This is a genomic window from Kitasatospora sp. NPDC001660 (assembly GCF_053596725.1).
In genome coordinates, this window is the sequence record NZ_JBSFGU010000003.1 from 194,134 (window position 1) to 218,851 (window position 24,718).

Genomic DNA, 24,718 nt, shown 5'->3' on the forward strand with positions numbered 1-24,718 from the left:
GCCAACCGCCCTAACCCCGGAGGTGGTCCTCGTGCACACGCGACAGCGTACGCAGGCCTGAAATGCAACTAATCGGGCATCAGTCGCCAATAGCCGCAAAACGGCAGCAGATCATTACACGCCCGTTGCCAACCTTCCCCGCGCGTCGGCTTGTGATCACATTCACGCGTGCCCCCCTTGCCCGTTTCGGGGGCCAGGTTTACTGTTCTCGATATATCGAGCCGATACATCGAAGCGGCATACCGCCGGACACGGCGGCCGGACACCGGTCAGAGGGAAGGAGGACGACGGCATTGGGCAGGCGCTCAGGAGTGCTGGAGTTCGCCGTTCTCGGCCTGCTCCACGACGCCCCGATGCACGGGTACGAGCTGCGCAAGCGGCTCAACGTCCTGCTCGGCTCGTTCCGTGCCTTCTCCTACGGAACGCTCTACCCCTGCCTGAAGAGCCTGGTCGCCCAGGGTTTCCTGGTCGAGGACAACCCGGACGTCGAGTACGTCCCGGCCACCGCGCTCAACGGCAAGCGGTCCAAGATCGTCTACCGGCTCTCCCCCGAGGGGAAGCAGCGCTTCGAGGAGCTGCTCGCCGACTCCGGCCCCGACGCGTGGGAGGACGAGCACTTCGGCGTCCACTTCGCGTTCTTCGGCCAGACCGACCGGGCGGTGCGGATGCGCGTCCTGGAAGGTCGCCGCAGCCGGCTGGAGGAGCGCCTGGAGCGGATGCGCAACTCGCTGGCCCGGGCCCGCGAGCGGTTCGACGACTACACCGTCGAGCTGCAGCGGCACGGACTGGAGTCGGTGGAGCGCGAGGTCCGGTGGCTCAACGAGCTGATCGAGACCGAGCGCGCCAACCGCACCGGCCGGACCGGGCCCGCCGCCGGCGGGAACCCCGCCGCCGCACCCCCCAAGACTTCGGACGGCCGTGGCCAGGTGACCGGGCCACCGTACGACCGCCCGGGGCGCTCCACCGAGGAGCGCTGACACCGCGTCAGGCCTGTGCCACGCGGCAGGAGTGGGCGCCTCGCGCCCGTACAAGCAGTCATTCGAAGAAGCAGGACGAGTGCCGCCGACCCCGGCGGCCCTCATGAGATCACAGGGAGCAACCGGAATGGGTTCGGTTCGCGTAGCCATCGTGGGCGTGGGCAACTGCGCCGCGTCGCTGGTGCAGGGTGTCGAGTACTACAAGGACGCCGACCCGGCCGGCAAGGTCCCCGGGCTGATGCACGTCCAGTTCGGTGACTACCACGTCCGTGACGTGGAGTTCGTCGCCGCCTTCGACGTCGACGCCAAGAAGGTCGGCTTCGACCTGGCCGACGCCATCGGCAACAGCGAGAACAACACCATCAAGATCTGCGACGTGCCGCCGACCGGCGTCACCGTCCAGCGTGGCCACACCCTCGACGGCCTGGGCAAGTACTACCTGGAGACCATCGAGGAGTCCGACGAGGCCCCGGTCGACGTCGTCCAGGTCCTCAAGGACAAGCAGGTCGACGTCCTGGTCTGCTACCTGCCCGTCGGTTCCGAGGACGCGGCCAAGTTCTACGCGCAGTGCGCCATCGACGCCAAGGTCGCCTTCGTGAACGCCCTGCCGGTGTTCATCGCGGGCACCAAGGAGTGGGCGGACAAGTTCACCGAGGCCGGCGTGCCGATCGTCGGTGACGACATCAAGTCCCAGGTCGGCGCCACCATCACGCACCGCGTGATGGCGAAGCTGTTCGAGGACCGCGGTGTCATCCTCGAGCGCACCATGCAGCTGAACGTCGGCGGCAACATGGACTTCAAGAACATGCTGGAGCGCGAGCGCCTGGAGTCGAAGAAGATCTCCAAGACCCAGGCCGTCACCTCGCAGATCCGCGACCGCGAGCTGGGCGCCAAGAACGTCCACATCGGTCCGTCGGACTACGTGGCCTGGCTGGACGACCGCAAGTGGGCGTACGTCCGCCTGGAGGGCCGCGCGTTCGGTGACGTCCCGCTGAACCTGGAGTACAAGCTCGAGGTCTGGGACTCCCCGAACTCCGCCGGTGTCATCATCGACGCCGTGCGCGCTGCCAAGATCGCCAAGGACCGCGGCATCGGCGGCCCGATCCTGTCGGCCTCCTCCTACTTCATGAAGTCGCCGCCGGTGCAGTACTTCGACGACGAGGCCAAGGAGAACGTCGAGAAGTTCATCCGCGGTGAGGTCGAGCGCTGAGCGCAGCGAGGTTCGCGACTGTCGAGTGCTGGGCGCTGAGCGCAGCGAGGTTCGCGACTGTCGAGTGCTGAGCGCTGCGTGAACTGACGGTTCATAACCGCTCGTAGTGCCTCGGAAGGGCCCACGATCACGAGATCGTGGGCCCTTCACCATTTCCCGGCGAATGTTTCACGTGAAACGGCGACCGGTTCCGTGGCACCCTGGGCGGGTGGCGATCACCGAGAACGGCAGCACCCACCAGTCCGCGCAGCGCGCCACGCTCCTCCAACTGCTCCGGGGCCGCGACTTCCGGAGACTGCTGACCGCCCGGGTGCTCTCCCAGCTCTCGGACGGCGTCTTCCAGGTCTCGCTGGCCGCCTACGTCGTGTTCTCCCCGGAGAAGCAGTCCTCCCCCGCCGACATCGCCTCGGTGCTGGCCGTGATGCTGCTGCCGTTCTCGGTGATCGGCCCGTTCGCCGGCGTCCTGCTGGACCGCTGGCGCCGCCGCCAGGTGCTCTACATCGGCAACCTGGCCCGCTTCGGGCTCGGTCTCGCGACCGCGACGCTGCTCCTGGCCGAGGCGCCGACCTGGCTGTTCTTCGCCTCGGCGCTGCTGGTCACCGCGCTCAACCGGTTCATCCTGGCGGGGCTGTCCGCCGCCCTGCCCCGGGTGGTGCGGCAGGACCGGCTGGTCACCGCCAACGCGCTCTCCCCCACCCTCGGCACCGTCGCCGCCGCCTCGGGCGGGGGCATCGGCTTCCTGCTGCACCAGGTGATGACCCCGGGGCCGAAGGCGGACGCCGCGCTCGTCACGGTGGCCGCGCTGCTCTACCTGTCGGCCGCGCTGGCCGCCCGCCGGATGGACCGCGACCTGCTCGGCCCCGAGCGTCACGGGGACCACCCGGCGCTCGGCCAGGTCCTCGTGAGGGCCGCGGTCGAGCTCGGTGCCGCCGTCCGCCACCTGGTGCGCGACTGCCGGCCCGCCGTGCACGCGCTCGCCGCCGTCACCGCGGCCCGGTTCTGCTACGGCATGCTGATCGTGGTCGTGGTGATGCTCGCGCGGTACACCTTCAACGACCCGGCCGACAGCGCGGCCGGGCTGGTCACCCTCGGCCAGGCGGTCGGCCTGTCCGCCGCCGGGTTCTTCATCGCCGCGGTGGTCAGTCCGTGGTGCTCCCGCCGCCTCGGCCTGGCCGGCTGGATGACGGCCTGCCTGGTGGCGCCGGTGGTCTTCGTCCCGGCGCTCGGGCTGAGCTTCTCGCTGGCGCCCTGCCTGCTGGCCGCGCTGCTGCTCGGAGTGGTCACCCAGGGCACCAAGATCTGCGCGGACACCGTGGTCCAGGAATCGGTCGAGGACGACTACCGCGGCCGGGTGTTCGCCATCTACGACGTGCTGTTCAACGTCGCCTTCGTGGCCGCCGCGCTCGTCACCGCCCTGGTACTGCCCCTGTCCGGGCGGTCGGTGGTGGTGGTCGTCGGGGTGGCGGCGGTGTACGCGCTGGCGGCGCTCCTGTACTTCCGCGCGGCCCGGCGCCACGGGCCGCTCCCCGGTGACCAGGCCTCCTGAGGGTCCGCGGGGACTCGGAACGGGTGGCGTCCGAGAGGGTCGCTAAGGTACGTCAGACCTGTCGGAGCGACAGCACTCGGTCACGGGGGACTACCTGATGAGCACACCGCCCGGCCCGTACGGGCCTCCACCGCAGTACGGGCCACCCCCGCAGACCCCGCAGTACGGCCCGCCGCCTGCGTACGGATCGCCGCCGTACGGGCCGCCGCCCCCGCAGGTGCCCGCCCAGCCCGGCCCTCCCGGCTACGGGCCGCCGCCCGCGTACGGGGCGCCGCAGCCGCCGTACGCCGGGGCGCAGCCGTACCCGCCCGCCAGACCGTACGGCTACCCGCAGCCCGCTCCGCCCGCCGGTCCGGCGGGCGGCAAGCGCACCGTCCGGTCGAAGCTGAAGGCGGTCGGCGTGCTGATCGCCGCCGCGGTGGTGGCCGTCGGCTACTTCGTCAGCGGCCCGAGCGTCAGCAGCGCGAAGCCCGGCGACTGCGTCCGGGTGGGCGGCACGCGCGATGTCGAGATCGTCAAGTGCACTGACAGCAAGGCGAATTACCGAGTCCTCTCGAAGTTCGAGGACACCACCGACACCAGCCGCTGCCGGCAGAATCCGCAGTCCACCAGCGCGGTCTCCGGCAAGAGCGGACGCCGCTGGAACAAGAAGCGGTACGTGCTCTGCCTCGGCCCGCTCAAGCCCACCGGTGCCCCGCCGGTCGGCGCCTCCTGACCGCTCCGCCCGACTTCCCGCCCGACCTCTCCGCCACCGCTTCCCCAGGGGACCCCTTGTCCGTTCCACCGCCCCAGATGCCCTACGGCGCCCCGCCGCCCAACAACTCCAACCCGTACGCCGGCGGGAACCCGTACGGCCAGCCGGCCCCGCCCCCGCCGCCGATGAACTACGGCTACCCGCCCGCGCCCGACCCGGCAGCGTACGGCTACGGCTACCCGGGCGGTGCCCCGCAGGGTCCGGTCTGCCGCTTCTGCGGCGGCTTCCCGGCCGTGGAGGCCACCGTCCGCGGCCACCAGGGCATCATCGTGATCATGCGGTTCCTGAAGATGCGGGGTCCGTTCTGCCGCGTCTGCGGCGACGCGACGGTGCGCGACATGTCCGCGCGCACCCTCGTCCAGGGCTGGTGGAGCTACCTCGGCGCACCGATGACCATCATCACCCTGCTGCTGAACCTGGGCCCCCACAACAAGTTCAAGCAGCTGCCGCCGCCCGCCCCCGGCACCCACGGCCCGCAGCTCGACCCGGGCGTCCCGCTGTCCAAGCGCCCGCACGTGTTCATGCTGCTGCTGCCGGTCGGCTGGATCATCACGGTGATCGCCCTGATCGCCGCCGGCGCCTTCGCCCCCAAGAACGACCCGTACGTGCCCCACCCGATCGTCATGCCCAGCGTGTCGGTGCCGCCGATGCCCAGCTTCAGCCTCCCGCCGATACCGACGCCGACGTTCTCGCTCCCGCCGGACAACTCGGCCAAGCCGCAGGCCCCGGTCCCGGCGCCGAAGACCATCGACTCCGCGAAGGTCGGCGACTGCCTGCGCAACGAGAACGGCACCGGGGCGACGCACGACCCGAACCCCCGGATCTCCATGCTGCCGTGCAGCGACCAGCGCGCCCAGTACAAGGTGCTCTGGAAGTACCCGGCGACCTCGGACTCGAAGGTCTGCGAAGCGCAGCCGAAGTCCGACAGCACCTACGTCAGCGAGGACACGGCGTCGCAGGCGCTGAACTACGTCCTGTGCCTGCAGTCGATCCACAGCTGACCGGGCACGCAGAGGGGCGGTCCCGGATCCCGGGACCGCCCCTCACCGCGTTCGCTCAGCCCTGCTGCTGCTCCGCCCACCACGCGTGCAGTGCGGCCACCGCCTCGTCGTGCTCCATCGGGCCGTTCTCCAGCCGGAGTTCGAGCATGTGCTTGTAGGCCTTGCCGACCTGCGGGCCTGGCCTGAGGCCGAGCAGCTCCATGATCTGGTTGCCGTCCAGCGCCGGGCGGATGGCGTCCAGCTCCTCCTGGGCCTTCAGTTCGCCGATCCGCTGCTCCAGGCCGCCGTAGGTGCGCGACAGCGCCGCCGCCTTCTTGCGGTTGCGGGTGGTGCAGTCGGAGCGGGTGAGCTTGTGCAGGCGCTCCAGCAGCGGCCCGGCGTCGGTCACGTAGCGGCGCACCGCGGAGTCGGTCCACTCGCCCCCGCCGTAACCGTGGAAGCGCAGGTGCAGCTCGACCAGGCGCGAGACGTCCTCGGTGAGCTCCTTGGAGTACTTGAGCTCGCGCATCCGCTTGCGGGTCATCTTGGCGCCGACCACCTCGTGGTGGTGGAAGGAGACCCGGCCGTCCGACTCGAAGCGGCGGGTGCGCGGCTTGCCGATGTCGTGCAGCAGCGCGGCCAGCCGCAGGGTGAGGTCGGGGCCCTCCTGCTCCAGGGCGATGGCCTGCTCCAGGACGGTCAGCGAGTGCTCGTAGACGTCCTTGTGCCGGTGGTGCTCGTCGCGCTCCAGCCGCAGCGCGGGCAGCTCGGGCAGGACGTACCCGGCCAGTCCGGTGTCGACCAGCAGCCGCAGGCCCTTCACCGGGTGGGCGGCCAGCAGCAGCTTGTTGAGCTCGGCCTGGACCCGCTCGGCCGAGACGATGGTGATCCGCTCGGCCATCGCGGTCATCGCGGCGACGACCTCGGGGGCCGGGTCGAAGTCGAGCTGGGCGGCGAAGCGGGCGGCGCGCATCATCCGCAGGGGGTCGTCGGAGAAGGACTCCTCGGGGGTGGCGGGGGTGCGCAGCACCCGGGCCTCCAGGTCCTCCAGGCCGCGGTGCGGGTCGACGAAGCCGCGGCCGGGCAGGTCGACGGCCATCGCGTTGACGGTGAAGTCGCGGCGGACCAGGTCCTGCTCGATGGTGTCGCCGTAGGTGACCTCGGGCTTGCGGGAGGTGCGGTCGTAGGCCTCGGACCGGTAGGTGGTGATCTCGATCAGGAACGAGCCCTGCGGGGTGTCCTTGCGGGCGCCGACCGTGCCGAAGGCGATGCCGACGTCCCAGACCGCGTCCGCCCAGCCCTTGACGAGCTTGAGGACCTGCTGCGGGCGGGCGTCGGTGGTGAAGTCCAGGTCGTTGCCGAGCCGGCCGAGCAGTGCGTCCCGCACGGAGCCGCCGACCAGCGCCAGCCGGTGCCCGGCCGCCTGGAAGCGGCGGGCGATCTCGTCGGCGACCGGCGACACCCGCAGCAGCTCTTGCAGGCCCAGGGTCTGGGCCTCGCTCAGGCTTGGTACGACCCGGGTCGCGGTGCTGGAAGGATGGGTACGGGCGGCGGGCTCATTGGCAGTGGACACGGCTCACAAGGGTACGTGGCTCGGCAGGTCAACCGCCCGCGCGTTTTGGGCGTCTCACCCCAAGGCCCGCAACACCGCACCCGGGGCCGCATCGTTACCATGCCGGTGAACGGGTTCTCGGGCACCGGACAGGGGATGCGGTGCCGCGTGCCACCACGGCCGACCGGGCGACCGGAGGCCTCCTCTTCACGGCTGCCCTTTCCCGGCTGCTTCGCACGGCTGATCGTTTCGGCCCGCGGCAGCGGCCGCGGCATCGAGCGGCGAACAGCATCAGGCGAACAGCATCAGCAGCATCGAGCGAGCGAGAACGGCGAGGGCGAAACGAGTGAGTGAGCCGGCACGGCACTCGGGCCTGGGAGCGTACGGACGGCCCGCGCGGCCCGGGGAACCCGCCGACGGGCGGCGTCCCGGCCGCCGCACGGCACGGCGGCTCGCGGCCGCCCTGGGGGCCGCGCTGGCGGTGGTCGCGGCCACGCCGGCCGGCGCGCTGCCGGCCGGCGGCAACGTGCCGGACTCGGCCGGCTCGGCCTCGGCCGAGTCCCCGGTGGTCATGACGATCGACACGGTGGCCCCGCAGGTGGCCAGCCCGAACGGCACGGTGACGATCACCGGGCACGTGACCAACGGCGGCAAGTCGGCGCTCAAGGGCGCCCACGCGGCCGTCCGCAGGCCGTCGTCGGGCAAGCCGCTGCAGCGGCGCAGCGAACTGCAGAACGTGGCCACGCGCACCGCCCCGCTCAGCACGGACGGCGTGGAGCTGGACAGCCCGCAGTACGCGCTGCCCGAGCTCGCCCCGGGCCAGAGCCAGCCGTACACCCTCGGCGTCGCGGTCAACGACCTCCAGCTGAACGGCGACGGCGTCTACGAGCTCGCCGTGGACGCCTGGGGCGCGACCGCCGACAACCAGCACGAACGGGCGCTGGGCATCGCCCGCACCTTCCTGACGTACGGCTCGAACCCCGGCGACGCCCAGCCGACCAAGGTGGCCACGGTCTGGCCCCTGGTGCACGGGCCGGTGCTGGCCGCGCAGACCTACGCCGACAACGACCAGACGATCCCGGTGCTGCGCGACGACAGCCTGGCCACCGAGTTCGCCCCGGGCGGCCGGCTGTACGAGCTGGTGGACACCGGCTCGAAGCTGACCGGCCTGACCTGGACGATCGATCCGGACCTGCTGGACACCGCGTTCGCGATGACCAGGCCGTACCGGGTGCAGAAGCCGGGCACCGAGGTGAAGGGCCTCTCGGCCAAGGACGACACCACCGTCCCCGGCGCCGGCACGGCCGCCGCGAAGGACTGGCTGGAGAAGCTGCGGGCCGCCGTCGCCAAGCCCGGCAACCAGGTGGTGGCGCTGCCGTACGCCGACCCGGACGTCGCCTCGATCGCCCACAACGGCGCCGACCTGACCGGCATGGGCACCGCCCTGAACAAGGCCGCCACCGCCGGGCGGCTGACCGTCGAGGGCCGGCTGTCCGTGGACACCCGCTCCGACGTCGCCTGGCCCTACCAGGGCTACCTGGACCAGCAGGTCGCCGGCGTCGCCCAGCAGGCGGGCAGCAGCCTGCTGCTGGTGGACGGCGCGAGCATGCCGGAGCCGGACGCGCTCAACCACACACCGAACGCGGTGCGCCCGATCGGCAACGGGCAGAGCGCCGTGGTGTCCGACGAGACCGTCTCCGCGCTGTTCGACGGCGACCTGAGCACCCCGCAGGCGCAGACCCTGGCGACCCAGCGCTTCCTCGCCGAGACCTACGCGATCACCCACGAGCAGCCGCAGAACCAGCGCGGCCTGCTGGTCCTGCCGCCGCGCGACCTGACCGTGAGCACCGCGAAGGTGCTGGCGAACGCCCTCCAGACGGCGGCGAACGGCAAGTGGGTGGAGCCGACGAAGCTGGACGTCGTGGCGCAGTCCGCGCCCGACCCGGGGGCCGCCACCGCCGTCCCGGCCGCCGCCGACTACCCGGCCAAGGCCCGCGCCTCCGAGCTGCCGGCGGCCGACCTGAGCGGCACCGACAGCGTCCAGCACGACCTCGACACCCTGATGCAGGTGCTCACCCTGCCGCAGCGGGTGCGCGGCCCGTTCAGCGCGGCCATGATCCGCTCGCTGTCCACCGAGTGGCGCTCCGACGCCCCCGGGGGGAGCAACTACCGCACGGGTGTGAGCAGATACCTCGCCGAGCTGACCGGCGCGGTGCAGGTGCCCAAGAAGACGGTGGTCACCCTCGCCGGGAACACCGGCCAGCTGCAGGTCAGCGTCCGCAACGACCTCACCCAGACCGTCACCAACCTCAAGCTGCGGCTGACCTCGCACCAGCAGAACCGGCTGTCGGTCAGCAACGACGTGGACCTGGTCATCCCGGCCTCGCAGGGCGTCACCGTGCGCTTCCAGGCCCTGGCGCGCAACAACGGCCCGGTCGAGATGACCGCCCAGCTCTACACCACCGGGCCGGACGCGCGCCCGTACGGACTCCCGCAGAACTTCCGGGTGGAGGTCACCTCGGTGACCAACGGAGTGCTGTACGTCTTCGCGGGCGGGGTGGTGCTGCTCCTGCTCGCCGCCCTGCGGTTCTTCCGCCAGCGCAAGCGGCGGGCCGGGCAGCCGCACGAGGACGGCGACCAGCCGGTCGGCGACGCCGGGACGGGCGGCGCGGCCGGGGAGCCCCCCGCCGAGCCGGACGACGCCGCCCCCGCCGACGGCCCCCACGACCCCTCCGGCCCCTCCGACGGGGGCGGCTCCGCAGGTGGCGCTCCCGCACAGACACCGCGCGGCAGCAGCGCGGATGGCCGGGATCGGACCTCCAGTGATGAGAAGGTTGGTCCTTGATACCGCCGACCCCGCACCCGACCGGGCCGGCCTCCCCCACGAACGCGAAGAGGTGACATGACCGGGCGCAGCGAGGAGCGGCCGCCGGGCCGCGGTGAGAACCGGCCGGGTGCCGAGTCGCCGTCCGGCGACTGGTACGTGGCCGACACCTACGCCCAGGACCCGTACGCGGCCGACGCGTACCAGGGCCCGCAGGACGGCCAGGACCCGTACGGTCTCCGGGCCGCCCGGCCCGCCGTGGCGCAGCAGCAGGCCGCCGCGTACGACGTGCCGCCGCAGCTGCCGCCGCAGGCCGGCGGCTACCCGGCGCCGGTCGCGCCGACGCCGTTCGCGCCGCCGGTACCGCCGGTGCAGCCCGGTTGGGACACCCCGGCCGGCTGGCGGGAGCCCCACGAGGAGGTCCCGGCGGCCGACGGCCAGTGGGGTGCCGCGGAGCAGCCGCAGCCGCAGCCGCAGTGGGAGCCCGGTCCGGCGCACTCCCGGTGGGACACCGAGACCACCGAGTACGTCGGCGTGGACTCGCTGTTCGGCGGCCGGTCCGAGGCCGCGGCCGAGCCCGCGCCCGTCCCGCCGGCCGCCCCCGCCGGGCCGCCTCCGGCGCCGCCCGCGCCCGTGCCGTTCCCGCCCTTGGGCGGGCACCCGGCGCAGGAGGGCCGCGGGGACGAGCCGCGGCCGTTCGTGCCCCCGATCGAGTTCGACCCGCCGCTCTCCGAGGAGGAGGCCACCATGCAGGTGGCCGCGGTGGCGCTGCCGCCCGCGGTGGAGCCGCTGGACGACCTCGCCGCCGAGGGGCACGCCGCGCAGGCGCCTGCCGCCGAGTCCGCCCCGGCGGCCGGTGGCGGTGGCGGTGGCGGCAAGGTCGCGAGCCTGCTGAACTCCAGCGCGATCATGGCGGCCGGCACGCTGGTCTCCCGCGGCACCGGCTTCCTGCGCACGATGGTGATCGCGGGCGCGATCGGCATCGCCGTCATGGGCGACTCGTACAACGCGGCGAACACCCTGCCGACCCTGCTCTACATCCTGATCGGCGGCGGCGCGCTGAACGCCGTCTTCGTGCCGCAGCTCGTCCGCAGCATGAAGAACGACGAGGACGGCGGCACCGCCTACGCCAGCCGGCTGCTCACCCTGGTGATGGTCGGCCTCGGCGGCGTGGTGTTCCTGGCAGTGCTCGGGGCTCCCCTCCTGGTGCAGCTGATCGCCCACCCGATGATGGAGAACCCGGCCCGCGCCGACACGACGGTGGCCCTGGCCCGGTACTGCCTGCCCACCATCTTCTTCATGGGCATCCACGTGGTGATGGGCCAGATCCTCAACGCCCGTGGCCGGTTCGGCGCCATGATGTGGACCCCGGTCCTCAACAACATCGTGGTGATCTTCACCTTCGGCGCCTACATCTGGGTCTACGGGGGCTTCAACTCCACCCAGGTGACGCCGGAGAACATCACCCCCGAGGGCGTGCGGCTGCTCGGACTCGGCACGCTGATCGGCCTGGTCGTCCAGTCGTTGGCGATGATCCCGTACCTGCGGGCGGCCGGCTTCCACTACCGTCCGCGCTTCGACTGGCGCGGCCACGGCCTCGGCAAGGCCGCCCGCCTCGCCAAGTGGACGTTCTTCTTCGTGCTCGCCAACCAGGCCGGCTACCTCGTCATCACCCAGCTGGCCACCGCCGCCGGCAGCGCCGCCGAGCACGGCGGACACGGCGGTGTCGGCCTCTCCGCGTTCTCCAACGCCCTGCTGATCTGGCAGCTCCCGCAGGCCGTCATCACCGTCTCGATCATGAGCGCGGTGCTCCCCCGGCTCTCCCGGGCGGCGGCCGACGAGGACGCCGGCGCCGTCCGCGACGACCTGTCGTACGGGCTGCGCACCACCGCGGTGGCGGTCGTCCCGGCCGCGTTCCTGTTCCTGGCCCTCGGCCCGGCGATCGGCCGCTCGATCTACGCGGTCGGCGGCGGCACCGCGGCCCTGGACAACGCGACCAACGTCGGTCTGATGCTGTCCGCCTTCGCGCTCGGCCTGATCCCGTACTCGGCGCAGTACGTCATGCTGCGCGGCTTCTACGCCTACGAGGACACCCGGACGCCGTTCTCCAACACCGTCTGGGTGGCGGCCTGCCAGGCCGGCTTCTCGCTGGTCTGCTGGCTCGCCCTGCCGCCGGAGTGGACGGTGACCGGCATGGCCTTCGGCTACGGCCTCGCCTACGCCGTCGGGGTGACGGTCGCGGTGCCCAAGCTGAAGAAGAAGATCGGCGGGCTGGACACCAAGCGGATCGGCAAGACGTACAGCCGCCTGGCCGCCGCGTGCATCCCGGCCGCCCTGATCGGTCTCGGCGTCAGCCTGGCGGTCCAGCGGGCGCTCGGCGGCTGGCCGGGCAGCGTGGTCTCCCTCGTCGCGGCGGGCGGCCTCCAACTGGCCGTGTTCGTGCTCATCGCGAAAAGACTGCGGATCGAGGAGCTCAACGCCATGCTGGGCATGGTGCGCGGCCGACTGGGCCGCTGACCCATCGCACCAACCGGCCGGACCGGCGCGCACCCTGACCGCGCGTCAACCCGCACGATCGGCTCACGAGCCGGTCCGGCCCGACACCGGGCCGCCACCCGCACCGGGCCCGACCGGGCCCGCAGGTGGCGGCCCGGTGTCGGTTCTGCACCACATCTCTCCACCTTCACGCAACCGAGCGGCCCCCTCAGCGGTCGTACCCGGTGGAGAAGAGTGGGCACAATTGTCCTGGAGCACAGGGCCGCCAACCCGCGTGCTCCAGCGACTCTCTCAGCCGGGGCGACACAAGGGGAGGCAGGACCACGGTGGCTGATGGCACCAAGGCGGTCGTCGACACGTCAGCAGCTGACGCGGCGGCGGACGACGCCGCACTGGCCGCGGCGATCGACGAGCTCGCGGGCGCGAAGGCCGCCCCGGCCGACGACGCCCCCTCCCCCGGCAGCTCCTCCTCGGACGGCTCCTCCTCGGACGGCTCCTCCGCCGCCGACGCCTCGTCGGGCGACGCCTCGTCGGGCGACGCCTCGTCGGGCGACGACGCCTCATCGGGCGACTTCGACGCCTCCACCGACGACGCCCCGGTCGGTGAGGAGACCTCGGAGATCACCGCGCCGCTCTCGGTCGACGAGATCGCCGCCGAACTCGCCGCCGGCGGCGTCGGGCCGAAGCCGGCCGGGCCCGCCGGGCCCGTGCACGGCACCCCTCGCCGCACGCCCACCGACCCGCAGCCCACCGTCGACCCGCGCGACACCGCCACCCTCCCCCGCACCCTCCCCGCGCCGCTGCGGCACAGCGGCGACAAGATCGGCCACCGGTACCGGCTGGAGGAGTGCATCTCCCAGACCGAGACCTTCAGCAGCTGGCGCGCCGTCGACGAGAAGCTGCGCCGGGCCGTCGGCGTCCACCTGATGGCCTCCGGCCACCAGCGCGCCCGCAAGGTGCTCGCCGCCGCCAAGTCCGCCGCCCTGCTCGGCGACCCGCGCTTCGTCCAGGTCCTCGACGCCGTCCAGGAGGGCGAGCTGGTCTACGTCGTGCGGGAGTGGCTGCCGCACGCCTCCGACCTCGCCAAGCTGCTCGTCGGCGGCCCCATGGAGCCGCACGAGGCGTACCAGATGGTCCGCCAGGTGACCGACGCGGTCGCCGCCGCACACCGCCGCGGCCAGGCCCACCTGCGGCTCACCCCGCGCTGCGTGCTGCGCACCGACAGCGGCCAGTACCGGATCAACGGCATCGCGGTGGACGCCGCCCTGCGCGGGCTGCCCGCCGAGGACGACACCGACGACGCCAAGCGCACCGACACCCGCGCGATCGGCGCCCTGCTGTTCACCGCGCTCACCCACCGCTGGCCCTACCCGGAGGACCGCTACGACCTCCAGGGCCTGCCGAAGGGCCTCCAGAACGCCGCCCCCGACCAGGTCCGGGCGGGCGTCCACAAGGGCCTGTCCGAGCTCGCCGCGCGGGCCCTGTTCGACCACCCGCCGCACCACGCCGAGCCGATCACCACGCCGGAGGAGCTGGCCAAGGCGATCGCGCTGATGCCCCGCATCCGCCAGCCCGAGCCCGAGCTGCCCGCCTTCACGCCCCCGCCCCGGCACAACACCCACTCCCTGCCGACGGCGCCCAACCCGACCCGGGTGATCGACGGGCCCGTCGTGGCCCCGCTGCCGCCCTCGTCCCGTCCGGCCACCGTCCGCCGCACCCGCCGACGGCTGCGCCGGGCGATCAAGGCGACGGCCTGGACGGTCGCGCTGGGCGCCATCGGCATCGCCTCCTGGCAGCTCGTCGACAACCTGCGCCACCAGGGGTCGACGGTCGCCGCGCCCCAACCCTCGGCCAGCAGCGCCTCGCCGACCGTGCACACCGCCCCGCAGCACACGCCGGTGCCGATCCAGATCAAGGACGCGCTGTCCTACAACCCGAGGGGCGACTCCCCGGAGTCCACCTACCTGCTCCCGAAGGTCTTCGACGGCGACCCGAGCACCTCCTGGGTGACCAAGAGCTACATCGACCCGTTCGGCCCCAAGCCGCCGCTCAAGGACGGCACCGGCCTGCTCATCGACCTCGGCTCGGAACAGTCGGTCAGCTCGGTGAACGTCCAGTTCGGCGGCCTCCACACGGCCGAGCTGCGGGTGCCGGACGCCCAGGCGGCTGCCAACCCCAAGGATGCCCAGCCCGAGGCCTACACGGTGCTGGACAAGAAGAGCGGCAGCACCATCGACTTCGCCCTCACCAGCCCGACGAAAACGCGCTACCTCTTGATCTGGCTGACCAGCCTGCCCAAGGATCCTGATGGCAGTGGTAAGTTCCGCGGTCAGGTCAACGAAGTCAAGGTCTTCGGCTGACCGGACGACCGCGCACACCGACGGCAAGGGGTCCAGGGGTGACAGTGGCGGACGACGACGCGACGCTGCTCGCCCGGCACGTCGCCGGTGATCCGGACGCCTTCGGCCTGCTGGTGAACCGCCACCGCGACCGGCTCTGGGCGGTCGCCCTGCGCACCCTGGGCGACCGCGAGGAGGCCGCCGACGCGCTCCAGGACGCCCTGGTCTCCGCCTTCCGCGCCGCGCCCGGCTTCCAGGGCCGCTCGGCGGTCACCACGTGGCTGCACCGGATCGTGGTCAACGCCTGCCTGGACCGCGCCCGGCGCAGCGCCACCCGCCGCACCAGCCCGCTGGACGACGACCCGCAGCGGCTGGACACCCTGGTCGGCTCCGCCGAACCCGCCGACTCCCCCGTCGTCCGGGCCGAGGTGCACCGCGAGGTGACCGCGGCGCTCGCCGAACTGCCCGCAGACCAGCGGGCCGCCCTGGTCCTGGTCGACATGCAGGGCTACCCGGTCGCCGAGGCGGCCGAGCTGCTGGGCGTGCCGGTGGGCACGGTGAAGAGCCGCTGCGCCCGGGGGCGGGCCCGGCTGCTACCGCTGGTCCGCCACCTCCGCGAGGGCGGCGGAGCCGCTGTTTCACGTGAAACGGCGTCCGCCCCGGGGGCCGCTCCACCGCGGCGGAGCGCACCGGGGAACCCGAAGGACGCCCGCACCGTCACAGGAACAGGAACAAGTACGGCCGCAGGCCGGACGATTCTGGAAGGAGATGCGAGCACGCGATGACGGCCCCCTTCTCCTTCTCCGACTCCTCCGGCTCCCACGGGTCCCACCCCTCCGTCGACGAGCTCGCCGACCTCGCCGAGGAGCTGATCGAGGACGCCGACACCGTAGGGGCGCTGCGCCGGCACCTGGCCGACTGCACCGAGTGCCGCGGCACCGCCGACGCGCTCGGCGAGGTCCGGGCGCTGCTCGGCGAGGTCGAGGCCCCGCCGATGCCGGCCGACGTCGCCGCCCGGCTGGACGCCGCCATCGCCGCGGAGGCCGCCCGGCGCGACGCCGTCGACGGCCCGCACCAGGCCTCCGAGAGCACTCGTGGACGGGCCGCACCGACCCCGCCGTCCCGGCCCGCCACGGCCCCCGTCGCGCCGCCCGCTCGCCCCCTCGGCGCCACCGGCCCCGGCCGCCCCCGTCCCCGGCGGCGGCGTGTCGGCCTCCTGCTCGGTGCCGCCGCCGCGCTCGCCGCGCTCGGCCTCGGTGGCGCACTGCTGGACCTGGCGGATTCCGACTCCCACAACGCGACCGCCTCGGCCGTGGCACCGTCCACCGCCGAGGCCGGCCACAGCTCCAAGGGGGAGCACGCCCTGGGCACGGGCACCGAGTACCGCGACGGCCAGCTCGCCGCGCAGATCCAGCAGCTGCTGGCCCGCTCCGGCGCCACCGTGGGCCCGCCCCCGAACGGCGTCGCCAAGCCCTCCGCCGCCGCACCGGCCGATGGGCGGCTCACCTCGGAGGCGGCGCCCGGGACCCCCCGGACCTGCCCGGCCCCCGCCGGCGGCACGCCGCTGGCCGCCGACCACGGCACCTACGCCGGCTCCCCGGTCGACGTCCTGGTCTACCCCGTGCCCGGAAAGCCCGGCGAGGTCGACGTCTACCTGCGCTCCCCCGACTGCGCGATCGCGCTGCACCAGGCGGTCCCCGCCCGCTGACCGCCCGGGCCGGCTCCGGCTCCCATGCGATCGACGGGTCCCATGCGATCGACGCCGGAGCCACCACGCCGCTTCCGGAGTGCGGGCACCTGGTACTGATCCGCCTGGGAATGCGAGACACTGGTCAGTCGTTGTCCCGGGCGGCGGAGCAGGACCGCCCTCCCCGCAGCAAACGCGGGTCGCGATGCGAACCAGGAGATGCAGTGAGCGACGTCCGTAACGTGATCATCATCGGTTCCGGCCCGGCCGGCTACACGGCCGCGCTCTACACGGCCCGTGCCTCCCTGAAGCCGCTGGTCTTCGAGGGGGCCGTCACCGCCGGCGGCGCGCTGATGAACACCACCGAGGTCGAGAACTTCCCGGGCTTCCGGGACGGGATCATGGGCCCCGAGCTGATGGACAACATGCGGGCCCAGGCCGAGCGCTTCGGCGCCGAGCTGATCCCGGACGACATCGTCGCGGTCGACCTCACCGGAGACATCAAGACCGTCACCGACTCCGAGGGCAACGTGCACAAGGCCCGCGCGGTGATCGTCACCACCGGCTCCCAGCACCGCAAGCTCGACCTGCCGAACGAGGACAAGCTCTCCGGCCGCGGCGTCTCCTGGTGCGCGACCTGCGACGGCTTCTTCTTCCGCGACCAGGACATCGCGGTCGTCGGCGGCGGTGACACCGCCCTGGAGGAGGCCACCTTCCTCTCCCGCTTCGCCCGCAGCGTCACGATCATCCACCGCCGGAACACCCTGCGCGCCTCCAAGGCGATGCAGGAGCGCGCCTTCGCCGACGAGAAGATCCGCTTCGAGTGGGACAGCGCGGTCGAGGCCATCCACGGCGACCCGAAGCTCAGCGGCGTGACCCTGCGCGACACCACCACCGGCGAGACCCGCGAGCTGGACATCACCGGTCTGTTCATCGCGATCGGCCACGACCCGCGCACCGAGCTGTTCAAGGGCCAGCTGGACCTCGACGCCGAGGGCTACCTCAAGGTCGAGTCCCCCTCCACCCGGACCAACATCCCCGGCGTGTTCGCCGCCGGTGACGTCGTCGACCACACCTACCGCCAGGCCATCACCGCCTCCGGCACCGGCTGCTCCGCCGCCCTGGACGCCGAGCGCTACCTCGCCGCGCTGGACGACCTGGAGGCCAAGGCCGCCGCCGTCGCGGTCTGAGCGGTCCGAGTCCCACCACACCGACCGATCCCCCGCGGGGGTGTCGCGCGTTGTTCCACGTGAAACACCCCCGCCCCGCCCAGGCAGAAACAGAACGGGTCCGCCCGTTGTTCTCCTGGCAGCAGCCCTCTTTGTCCGAACCCGAGGAGTTCCCGTGGCCGGCGCCACCACCACCGTCACCGACGCGACGTTCCAGGCCGACGTCCTGGACAGCGACAAGCCCGTACTGGTCGACTTCTGGGCCACCTGGTGCGGCCCGTGCCGCCAGGTCGCCCCGATCCTGGAGGAGATCGCGGCCGAGCACGGCGACAAGATGACCGTCGCCAAGCTCGACGTGGACGCCAACCAGGTGACCGCCGCCCAGTACAACGTCATCTCGATCCCGACCCTGATCGTGTACAAGGGCGGCGAGCCGGTGAAGTCCATCACCGGTGCCCGTCCGAAGGCCGCGCTGCTGCGCGAGCTGGCCGAGTTCATCTAGGTCCTCGACCACCCGCGGAGGCGGGGCTCCCCATCACCGGGGAGCCCCGCCTCCGTCGTTCCCGCTGCGACGCGGAAGGGATCAGAACGGCCGCAGCGCCGGCTCCTTGCGCCCGCCGCCCAGCAGCCGCTCCAGCGCCACCTCCACGTCGCCGCGCCAGGACAGCGTGGTCCGCGCCTCCAGCCGCAGCCGCGGGTAGCGGGCGTGCGGACGGACGGTCTTGAAGCCGACCGCGAGCAGGTGATCGGCCGGGAGCACACAGCTCGTCGGCACCCGTCCCGTCGAGCCGAAGGCCTCGATCGCGCGCACGCCGCGCCCCAGCAGGTCCTTGGCCACCGTCTGCACGAGCACCCGGCCGAGCCCCTGCCGCTGGTAGCCCGGCAGCACCCGGCTGACCATCAGCTGAACGGCGTCCGGGGACACCGGGCTGGTCGGGAAGGACTGCGAGCGCGGCACGTAGGCCGGCGGCGCGTAGAGCACGAACCCGGCGGGCTGGTCGTCCACGTAGACGATCCGGCCGCAGGACCCCCACTCCAGCAGCACCGCGGAGATCCACCCCTCCTTCTCCAGCTCGGGTTTGCCTGACTCCACCGCGGCCTTGCCGCTCACCGGGTCCAGCTCCCAGAACACGCAGGAGCGGCAGGTCGTCGGCAGATCCGCGAGGTTGTCCAGTGTCAGCGGAGCGATCCGGCGTCCCATGCCCCGCACCTCCTCGTCCACTCCACAGTCGAGCATTCCCCCCGAACGCCGACGGGTGCATGTTTCACGTGAAACAGCGCTCACGCGGAACACGCACCCATCGGGTCACGCCTCTTCGACCGGGCTCAGCCCTGCGACAGCCGCAGTCCGTCCTCGCCCGGGGCCAGACTGTCCAGGATCCGGTTCAGGTCCTCCACCGAGCCGAACTCCAGCACCACCTTGCCCTTGCCGAGCTTGCCGCCGCGCTGCGAGACCTCGACCTTGACCCGGGTGTCGAAGCGGTCCGACAGCCGGCTGGCCAGGTCGTTGAAGGCCGGGGAGATCAGCTTGCCCGCCTTCGGCGCCTGGCGCTTCGGCTTCTGCTCCAGCTTTATCACCTTGACGATCTCCTCGATGTTGCGCACCGTGAGACCCTCCGCGACGATCCGCGCGGCCAGCTGCTCCTGGAGCTCGGCGTCCGGCACCCCGAGCAGCGCGCGGGCGTGCCCGGCCGTCAGCACCTGGGCGGCCACGCGACGCTGGACGGACGGCGGGAGCTTCATCAGTCGCAGCGTGTTGGAGACGTGCTCGCGCGAGCGGCCGATCCGGTCGGCCAGCTGATCGTGGGTGCAGGAGAACTCCTGCAGCAACTGGTCGTAGGCGGCGGCCTCCTCCAGCGGATTCAGCTCGGCCCGGTGCAGGTTCTCCAGGAGGGCGTCCAGCAGCAGCTTGTCGTCCTCGGTCGCCCGGACGATCGCCGGGATCCGGTCCAGCCCGGCCTCCCGGGAGGCGCGCCAGCGGCGCTCGCCCATGATCAGCTCGTAGCGCTCCGGCTCGATCTGGCGCACCACGACCGGCTGGAGCAGACCCACCTCCTTGATGGAGGTGACGAGCTCGGCCAGTTTGTCCTCGTCGAAGACGTCACGCGGCTGGCGCGGGTTGGGCGTGATCGCGTCGAGCGGCAGCTCGGCGAAGAAGGCACCGGCCACCGGCGCCGGCTGCTCCCGCAGGCTCTCCGCGGCCGCCCTGGCCGCGACCGTGCCGCGACCGCCCGGCAGCGCCGGCACCGCGGCCGGCGAGACCGCGCCGGTCGCCACCACCGAGGCCGACGCGGGCGCGGCCGTGGCGGGCTGCCCCGCCGCCCCGCCGTCCGCCGGCGTGGCGGGGCCGATCAGCGCCCCAAGCCCTCGTCCCAGACCCCTGCGACCACTCACTGATGACCCTCCGTCGTACCGTGCTGTGCCACCGGGGCACCGTGCCCCGTACCGCTGCCGCTCCGCTGCTGACCCACCAGCGAGCCCCCGGCCTGGCCCACCGCACGCAGCGCGAGCTCACGGGCCGCCTCCAGGTAGGAGAGCGCGCCGGTCGAACCCGGGTCGTAGGTGAGCACCGTCTGACCGTAGCTGGGCGCCTCCGAGATGCGCACCGAGCGCGGGATCGCCGTGCTCAGCACCTCCTGCTGGAAGTGGGTCCGGACCTCCTCCGCCACCTGGGCGGCCAGCCTGGTCCGGGCGTCGTACATGGTGAGCAGGATGGTCGAGACGTGCAGCACGGGGTTGAGGTGCGCGCGCACCAGCTCGACGTTGCGCAGCAGCTGGCCGAGGCCCTCCAGCGCGTAGTACTCGCACTGGATCGGGATCAGCACCTCCTGGCCGGCCACCAGGGCGTTGACCGTCAGCAGGCCCAGCGAGGGCGGGCAGTCGATCAGGATGTAGTCCAGCGGCTGCTCGTAGGCGGCGATGGCGCGCTGGAGGCGGCTCTCCCGGGCCACCAGCGAGACCAGCTCGATCTCCGCGCCGGCCAGGTCGATGGTGGCGGGGACGCAGAAGAGCCCCTCGACGTCCAGCACCGGCTGCACCACGTCGGCGAGCGGCTTGCCCTCCACGAGGACGTCGTAGATCGACGGCACGTCGGCGTGGTGGTCGATGCCGAGGGCGGTGGAGGCGTTCCCCTGCGGGTCGAGGTCGACGACCAGGACGCGCAGTCCGTGCATCGCGAGCGAGGCGGCCATGTTGACGGTGGTGGTCGTCTTGCCGACCCCACCCTTCTGGTTGGCGACCACGATCACCCGGGTCGCGGCGGGCCGCGGAAGGCCCTCACCCGCCCGGCCGATCGCCTTGACCGCAGCCTGGGCAGCACGCGCGATGGGCGTGTCATCGATCTGGTCGATGGTCTCCGAGTCCTGCATGGGGCTCAGTGTTTCACGTGAAACCGGAGCGGCGACAGTCGCCGCCCGGCCGCGACCAAGGATTCCGGAGAGCAAGGAGCGACGTTTCACGTGAAACACCATGCCCGCTATGTCGGAAATCTGACGTTGCGACACTCCGATGTCCGGATGTCGGCCTTCCCGTCACCCCAACAACGACGGGCGGACGGTTCTCCGTTCAGGAGCACCGTCCGCCCGTCGTGGCGAGTGTCGGGCGTCGCCCGGGTCAGCGGCTCCGGCGCCGCCCGCCCCGGCCGCGCTCGCCGGCGCGGGCGTTCGCGGACCGTCCGGCCCTGGCCGCCTTGGCCCGCCGGGTCGCGGCCTTCACCCCGCCGGGGCTCTCCCCGGCCTTGACCTGGACCACCCGGGTCGAGGTCTCCAGGGTGCCCTCGCCGACCGAGATCACGCTCCACTCGACCGCGCCCAGCTTGGTCAGTCCGGCCCGCGAGTCGGCCAGCTCCTGCTCGGCGCTGTCGCCCTTGAGCGCCAGCATCTGCCCGTGCGGGCGGAGCAGCGGCATGCCCCAGCCGGCCAGCCGGTCCAGCGGGGCCACCGCCCGGGCGGTCACCACGTCCACCGCGAGCTTGCCGACCATCTCCTCGGCCCGGCCGCGCAGCACCGTGACGTTCTCCAGCGCCAGCTCCCGGACGACCTCCTCCAGGAAGGTGGTCCGCCGCAGGAGCGGCTCCAGCAGCGTCACCGTGACGTCCGGGCGGGCCAGCGCCACCGGGATGCCCGGCAGGCCGGCACCGGAGCCGACGTCGCACAGGGTGGCGCCGGTCGGCAGCAGCTCCGCGAGCACCGCGCAGTTCAGCACGTGCCGGTCCCAGAGCCGGGGTACCTCGCGCGGCCCGATCAGCCCGCGCCGGACGCCCGCAGTGGCCAGCAGCTCGGTGTAGCGGACCGCGGCGTCGAAGCGGTCGCCGAAGACCTCCCGGGCGACGGGCGGTGCCTCGGCCGGCTCGACCACGGCCGGTGTCTCGACGCCCTCGTCCCCAGCGGCCGGATTGACGGCACCCGCCCCCGGCTGGCCGTCAGCCGTGCTCTCCGTGTCCATCTCGACCTCTCCGATCCCCGGATCCACCGACCCGCTCTCCGCACAGTTCCACGTGAAACATCTCTCGCCGGGCCATCGCCCCGCGAAGGGACGACGACCCCGCCCGCACGAAGCGGACGGGGTCGCGTCCTGTGAAGCGCACCGACCGCCACGGCGACCGGTCATCGACCTGCCGGCCTCAGGCCGGAAGCACGACCACGCACCGCTGGGGCTCTTCGCCCTCGGACTCGCTGCGCAGACCCGCCGCGGCGACCGCGTCGTGGACCACCTTGCGCTCGAAGGGCGTCATCGGCCGCAGCTTGACCTGCTCGCCCGTGCGCTTGGCCTGCTCGGCGGCCTTGGCGCCGAGCGCGGCCAGCTCCTCGCGCTTGCGGGCCCGGAAGCCGGCAATGTCCAGCATGAGGCGGCTGCGTTCACCGGTCTCCCGGTGGACGGCCAACCGGGTCAGCTCCTGCAGGGCCTCCAGTACCTCGCCGTCCTGGCCGACCAGGCGCTGGAGCGAGCGGTCGTTGCCGTCGCTGACGATCGACACCAGGGCGCGGTCGCCCTCGACGTCCATGTCGATATCACCGTCGAGGTCGGCGATGTCGAGCAGACCCTCCAGGTAGTCCGCCGCGATGTCGCCCTCCTGCTCCAGGCGGGCGACGAGGCTCTCGTCGGCGCTGGCGGCGGCCTCGGCCTCGACGGCGGAGGTGGTGCCTTCCGTCACTGATGGACTCCTTCGGAGATGAGGCCCAGGTTGGGTGGGCCGGGAACGAAGCTCTGGACGAAGCCGGTCAGGACTTCTTCTTCGGCCGCTGGCCGCCCTGCTTCGGCTGCTGCCGGGCGGTTCCGGGCTTGGCGCCGCCGGGACGGGAGGTGCCCGGCTTGGTGGCGGCCGGCTTGGCGCCGCCGGCGTCGGCCGGGGCGGCGTCCGCGCGCTCCTCCTCCGCCGGGGTGTCCTTGGTCAGGCTCGCGGTCTGGCCGCCGGTCTGCTGGCGCTGGGCCTTGGTCTGCTTGCGGGGCTGCTGGCGGCGCGCCTGCACCGACTCCTCGACCGCGGTGGACGCGGAGGCGGCGGCGCTGATGGCCGCCTTCGACGGGGGCAGCATGCCCCACAGCGGGCCCTTGATCTCCGAGCCGTCCGGGTTCAGGCGACCGGCCTTCTTGAGGCGCGTCTGCCGCTCCTGCCAGGCCTTGCTGCCCGGAGTCGGGTTGTTGCGGATGACAATCAGCTGCTGGCCCATCGACCAGACGTTGGTGGTCAGCCAGTAGACCAGGACACCGACGGGGAAGTTGATGCCCATGACGGCGAACATGATCGGGAAGACGTACATCAGCATCTTCTGCTGCTGCATGAACGGCGTCTTCACCGTGAGGTCGACGTTCTTGGTCATCAGCTGGCGTTGGGTGATGAACTGCGACGCCGACATCATGATGATCATCACCGCGGTGACGAGCTTGACGCTGGTCTCGCTGCTGCTCACGAAGGTGGCGGAGAGCGGGGCGCCGAAGATGTGCGCCTTGCCGGCGCTCAGCAGCAGGTCGCCGTGGATGACGCCGATGTCGTGGCCCTTGGCGACGTTGGCGAGCACACCGTAGAGGGCGGTGAAGAACGGCGCCTGGACGATGATGGGAAGGCAGCTGGAGAACGGGTTGGTGCCCGCCTCCTTGTACAGCTTCATCATCTCTTCGGACTGGCGCTGCCGGTCGTTCTTGTAGCGCTCCTGGATGGCCTTCATCTTCGGCTGGATCGCCTGCATGGCCCGGGTCGCCTTGATCTGCTTCACGAAGAGCGGGATCAGGCAGATCCGGATGACGACCACCATCGAGGCGATGGACAGACCCCAGGCCCAGCCACCGTCCGGGTCGAAGACGTGGCTGTACAGCGTGTGGAACTGGACGATGATCCAGGACACCGCTGTGTACAGGGGATTCAGGAAGGAGAAGGTCACCGGTCAGGCTCCTTGGACATGTGGATCGGCCGCTCCGGGCCAATGGTCGCCGGGCCCTCGGGGGCCGGACCGGCGGGGGTGGTGGCCACCGGCGCCCCGGTGGCGGACCGGCGGCTCAGCCAGTCTCGCAACCGGCGGTGCCACACCGGATGCTTGCGCGGCGGAACGTGATCGACCCCGCCAGGGCTCCACGGATTGCAGCGCAGGATGCGCCACACGGTCAGCCCGCCGCCCTTGACCGCCCCGTGCACCTTCACGGCCTCGTAGCCGTAGCGCGAGCAGGAGGGGTAGTAGCGGCAGACCGGACCGAGCAGTGGGCTGATCGTCCACTGGTAGACCCTGATCAGACCCATCAGCAGGTACTTCATCGCCCTGCTCCCGTCGGCGCCGTCTGGGCGGGCTCCGCCTTCAGCAACCGCTTGAGCGCCGCGTCCAGGTCACGTTCGAGGTCCTGGTACGAAGCGGACGCGGCCTGGGGCAGCGCACGCACCACTATCAGGCTACCGGCGGGCAGCCTGAACAGACGATCACGAACGAGGTGGCGCAACCGGCGCTTGACCAGATTGCGGACGACCGCCGGGCCAACGGCCTTGCTCACGACGAAACCCGCACGCGCCGAAGGAGTCCCCTCGGCGACGTGCGGGCGGGAGTCGCTGGTCCGGTCGGCCTGGCCCTTGGGGTCACCGTCTCTGCTGAGATGAACGACCAACAGGGGCCGGCCGGCCCGGCGACCGCGTTTCACCGCGGTCGCGAAGTCCTGGCGCCGCCGCAGCCGATTCTCGGAGGGCAGCACAACAGACTCTGTCG

General features: G+C 72.3%; 21 protein-coding genes. 12 read left to right on the plus strand and 9 right to left on the minus strand.

Annotated features, from left to right (window positions below; genetic code table 11):
• Positions 1-293 precede the first annotated feature (293 nt).
• The 5 genes from ACWCXH_RS04495 to ACWCXH_RS04515 all read left to right on the plus strand — a co-directional run bounded on the left by ACWCXH_RS04495 (position 294) and on the right by ACWCXH_RS04515 (position 5,488).
• A complete protein-coding gene (locus ACWCXH_RS04495) occupies positions 294-977 on the plus strand; it encodes a PadR family transcriptional regulator (protein WP_449799820.1) in 684 nt (227 codons plus the stop codon).
• Positions 978-1,104: 127 nt separating this feature from the next.
• Entirely contained in the window at positions 1,105-2,187 is a 1,083-nt protein-coding gene (locus ACWCXH_RS04500; protein ID WP_238860443.1) for an inositol-3-phosphate synthase, read from the plus strand.
• Between the two features lie 208 nt (positions 2,188-2,395).
• Complete coding sequence (locus ACWCXH_RS04505) at positions 2,396-3,733, plus strand: MFS transporter (protein WP_449799821.1); 1,338 nt, start codon at positions 2,396-2,398, stop codon at positions 3,731-3,733.
• A 97-nt stretch (positions 3,734-3,830) separates the two neighbouring features.
• Positions 3,831-4,448, plus strand: coding sequence for an LppU/SCO3897 family protein (locus ACWCXH_RS04510; RefSeq protein WP_449799822.1), 618 nt, complete (start codon positions 3,831-3,833; stop codon positions 4,446-4,448).
• Between the two features lie 56 nt (positions 4,449-4,504).
• On the plus strand, positions 4,505-5,488 hold the full coding sequence (locus ACWCXH_RS04515; protein ID WP_449799823.1) for an LppU/SCO3897 family protein: 984 nt from the start codon (positions 4,505-4,507) through the stop codon (positions 5,486-5,488).
• 55 nt (positions 5,489-5,543) lie between these two features.
• Here the strand turns inward: ACWCXH_RS04515 and ACWCXH_RS04520 are convergent, their stop codons facing one another.
• The gene (locus ACWCXH_RS04520) at positions 5,544-6,971 is read right to left on the minus strand and encodes a CCA tRNA nucleotidyltransferase (protein ID WP_449799971.1); all 1,428 of its coding nucleotides are present in this window, start codon (positions 6,969-6,971) and stop codon (positions 5,544-5,546) included.
• Positions 6,972-7,365: 394 nt separating this feature from the next.
• Between ACWCXH_RS04520 and ACWCXH_RS04525 the strand changes: the two genes are divergently transcribed.
• The 7 genes from ACWCXH_RS04525 to trxA all read left to right on the plus strand — a co-directional run bounded on the left by ACWCXH_RS04525 (position 7,366) and on the right by trxA (position 18,036).
• Entirely contained in the window at positions 7,366-9,864 is a 2,499-nt protein-coding gene (locus ACWCXH_RS04525) for a DUF6049 family protein (RefSeq protein WP_449799824.1), read from the plus strand.
• 57 nt (positions 9,865-9,921) lie between these two features.
• On the plus strand, positions 9,922-12,360 hold the full coding sequence (gene murJ / locus ACWCXH_RS04530; protein ID WP_449799825.1) for a murein biosynthesis integral membrane protein MurJ: 2,439 nt from the start codon (positions 9,922-9,924) through the stop codon (positions 12,358-12,360).
• A 305-nt stretch (positions 12,361-12,665) separates the two neighbouring features.
• Positions 12,666-14,699, plus strand: a complete 2,034-nt coding sequence (locus ACWCXH_RS04535) for a protein kinase family protein (protein ID WP_449799826.1) — start codon at positions 12,666-12,668, stop codon at positions 14,697-14,699.
• A gap of 38 nt (positions 14,700-14,737) precedes the next feature.
• Complete coding sequence (gene sigM, locus ACWCXH_RS04540; protein ID WP_449799827.1) at positions 14,738-15,463, plus strand: RNA polymerase sigma factor SigM; 726 nt, start codon at positions 14,738-14,740, stop codon at positions 15,461-15,463.
• Positions 15,460-16,386 (plus strand): hypothetical protein, encoded by a 927-nt coding sequence (locus tag ACWCXH_RS04545; RefSeq protein WP_449799828.1) that lies wholly within the window; start codon positions 15,460-15,462, stop codon positions 16,384-16,386. Before sigM ends, ACWCXH_RS04545 begins: the two co-directional genes overlap by 4 nt.
• Before the next feature lie 203 nt (positions 16,387-16,589).
• A complete protein-coding gene (gene trxB / locus ACWCXH_RS04550; protein WP_449799829.1) occupies positions 16,590-17,555 on the plus strand; it encodes a thioredoxin-disulfide reductase in 966 nt (321 codons plus the stop codon).
• 154 nt (positions 17,556-17,709) lie between these two features.
• A complete protein-coding gene (gene trxA, locus ACWCXH_RS04555; protein ID WP_449799830.1) occupies positions 17,710-18,036 on the plus strand; it encodes a thioredoxin in 327 nt (108 codons plus the stop codon).
• Between the two features lie 81 nt (positions 18,037-18,117).
• Here trxA and ACWCXH_RS04560 read toward each other — a convergent pair whose 3' ends face one another.
• From ACWCXH_RS04560 to rnpA, 8 genes are all read right to left on the minus strand, one after another.
• The gene (locus ACWCXH_RS04560; RefSeq protein WP_449799831.1) at positions 18,118-18,735 is read right to left on the minus strand and encodes a GNAT family N-acetyltransferase; all 618 of its coding nucleotides are present in this window, start codon (positions 18,733-18,735) and stop codon (positions 18,118-18,120) included.
• A 125-nt stretch (positions 18,736-18,860) separates the two neighbouring features.
• Entirely contained in the window at positions 18,861-19,928 is a 1,068-nt protein-coding gene (locus ACWCXH_RS04565) for a ParB/RepB/Spo0J family partition protein (RefSeq protein WP_449799832.1), read from the minus strand.
• Positions 19,925-20,875 (minus strand): ParA family protein, encoded by a 951-nt coding sequence (locus ACWCXH_RS04570; protein WP_449799972.1) that lies wholly within the window; start codon positions 20,873-20,875, stop codon positions 19,925-19,927. The genes ACWCXH_RS04565 and ACWCXH_RS04570 overlap by 4 nt, the downstream gene beginning before the upstream one ends.
• Before the next feature lie 271 nt (positions 20,876-21,146).
• Complete coding sequence (rsmG, locus tag ACWCXH_RS04575; protein ID WP_449799833.1) at positions 21,147-21,977, minus strand: 16S rRNA (guanine(527)-N(7))-methyltransferase RsmG; 831 nt, start codon at positions 21,975-21,977, stop codon at positions 21,147-21,149.
• A gap of 178 nt (positions 21,978-22,155) precedes the next feature.
• Positions 22,156-22,686: a Jag family protein gene (locus tag ACWCXH_RS04580; RefSeq protein WP_449799834.1), complete on the minus strand. Its 531-nt coding sequence runs from the start codon at positions 22,684-22,686 to the stop codon at positions 22,156-22,158.
• Positions 22,687-22,753: 67 nt separating this feature from the next.
• Positions 22,754-23,911 carry a membrane protein insertase YidC gene (gene yidC, locus ACWCXH_RS04585; RefSeq protein ID WP_449799835.1) on the minus strand — a complete coding sequence of 386 codons (1,158 nt, stop codon included), beginning with the start codon at positions 23,909-23,911 and terminating at the stop codon, positions 22,754-22,756.
• Positions 23,908-24,279, minus strand: a complete 372-nt coding sequence (yidD, locus tag ACWCXH_RS04590; RefSeq protein WP_449799836.1) for a membrane protein insertion efficiency factor YidD — start codon at positions 24,277-24,279, stop codon at positions 23,908-23,910. Before yidD ends, yidC begins: the two co-directional genes overlap by 4 nt.
• Positions 24,276-24,704: a ribonuclease P protein component gene (gene rnpA, locus ACWCXH_RS04595; protein WP_449799837.1), complete on the minus strand. Its 429-nt coding sequence runs from the start codon at positions 24,702-24,704 to the stop codon at positions 24,276-24,278. The genes yidD and rnpA overlap by 4 nt, the downstream gene beginning before the upstream one ends.
• Positions 24,705-24,718 lie beyond the last annotated feature (14 nt).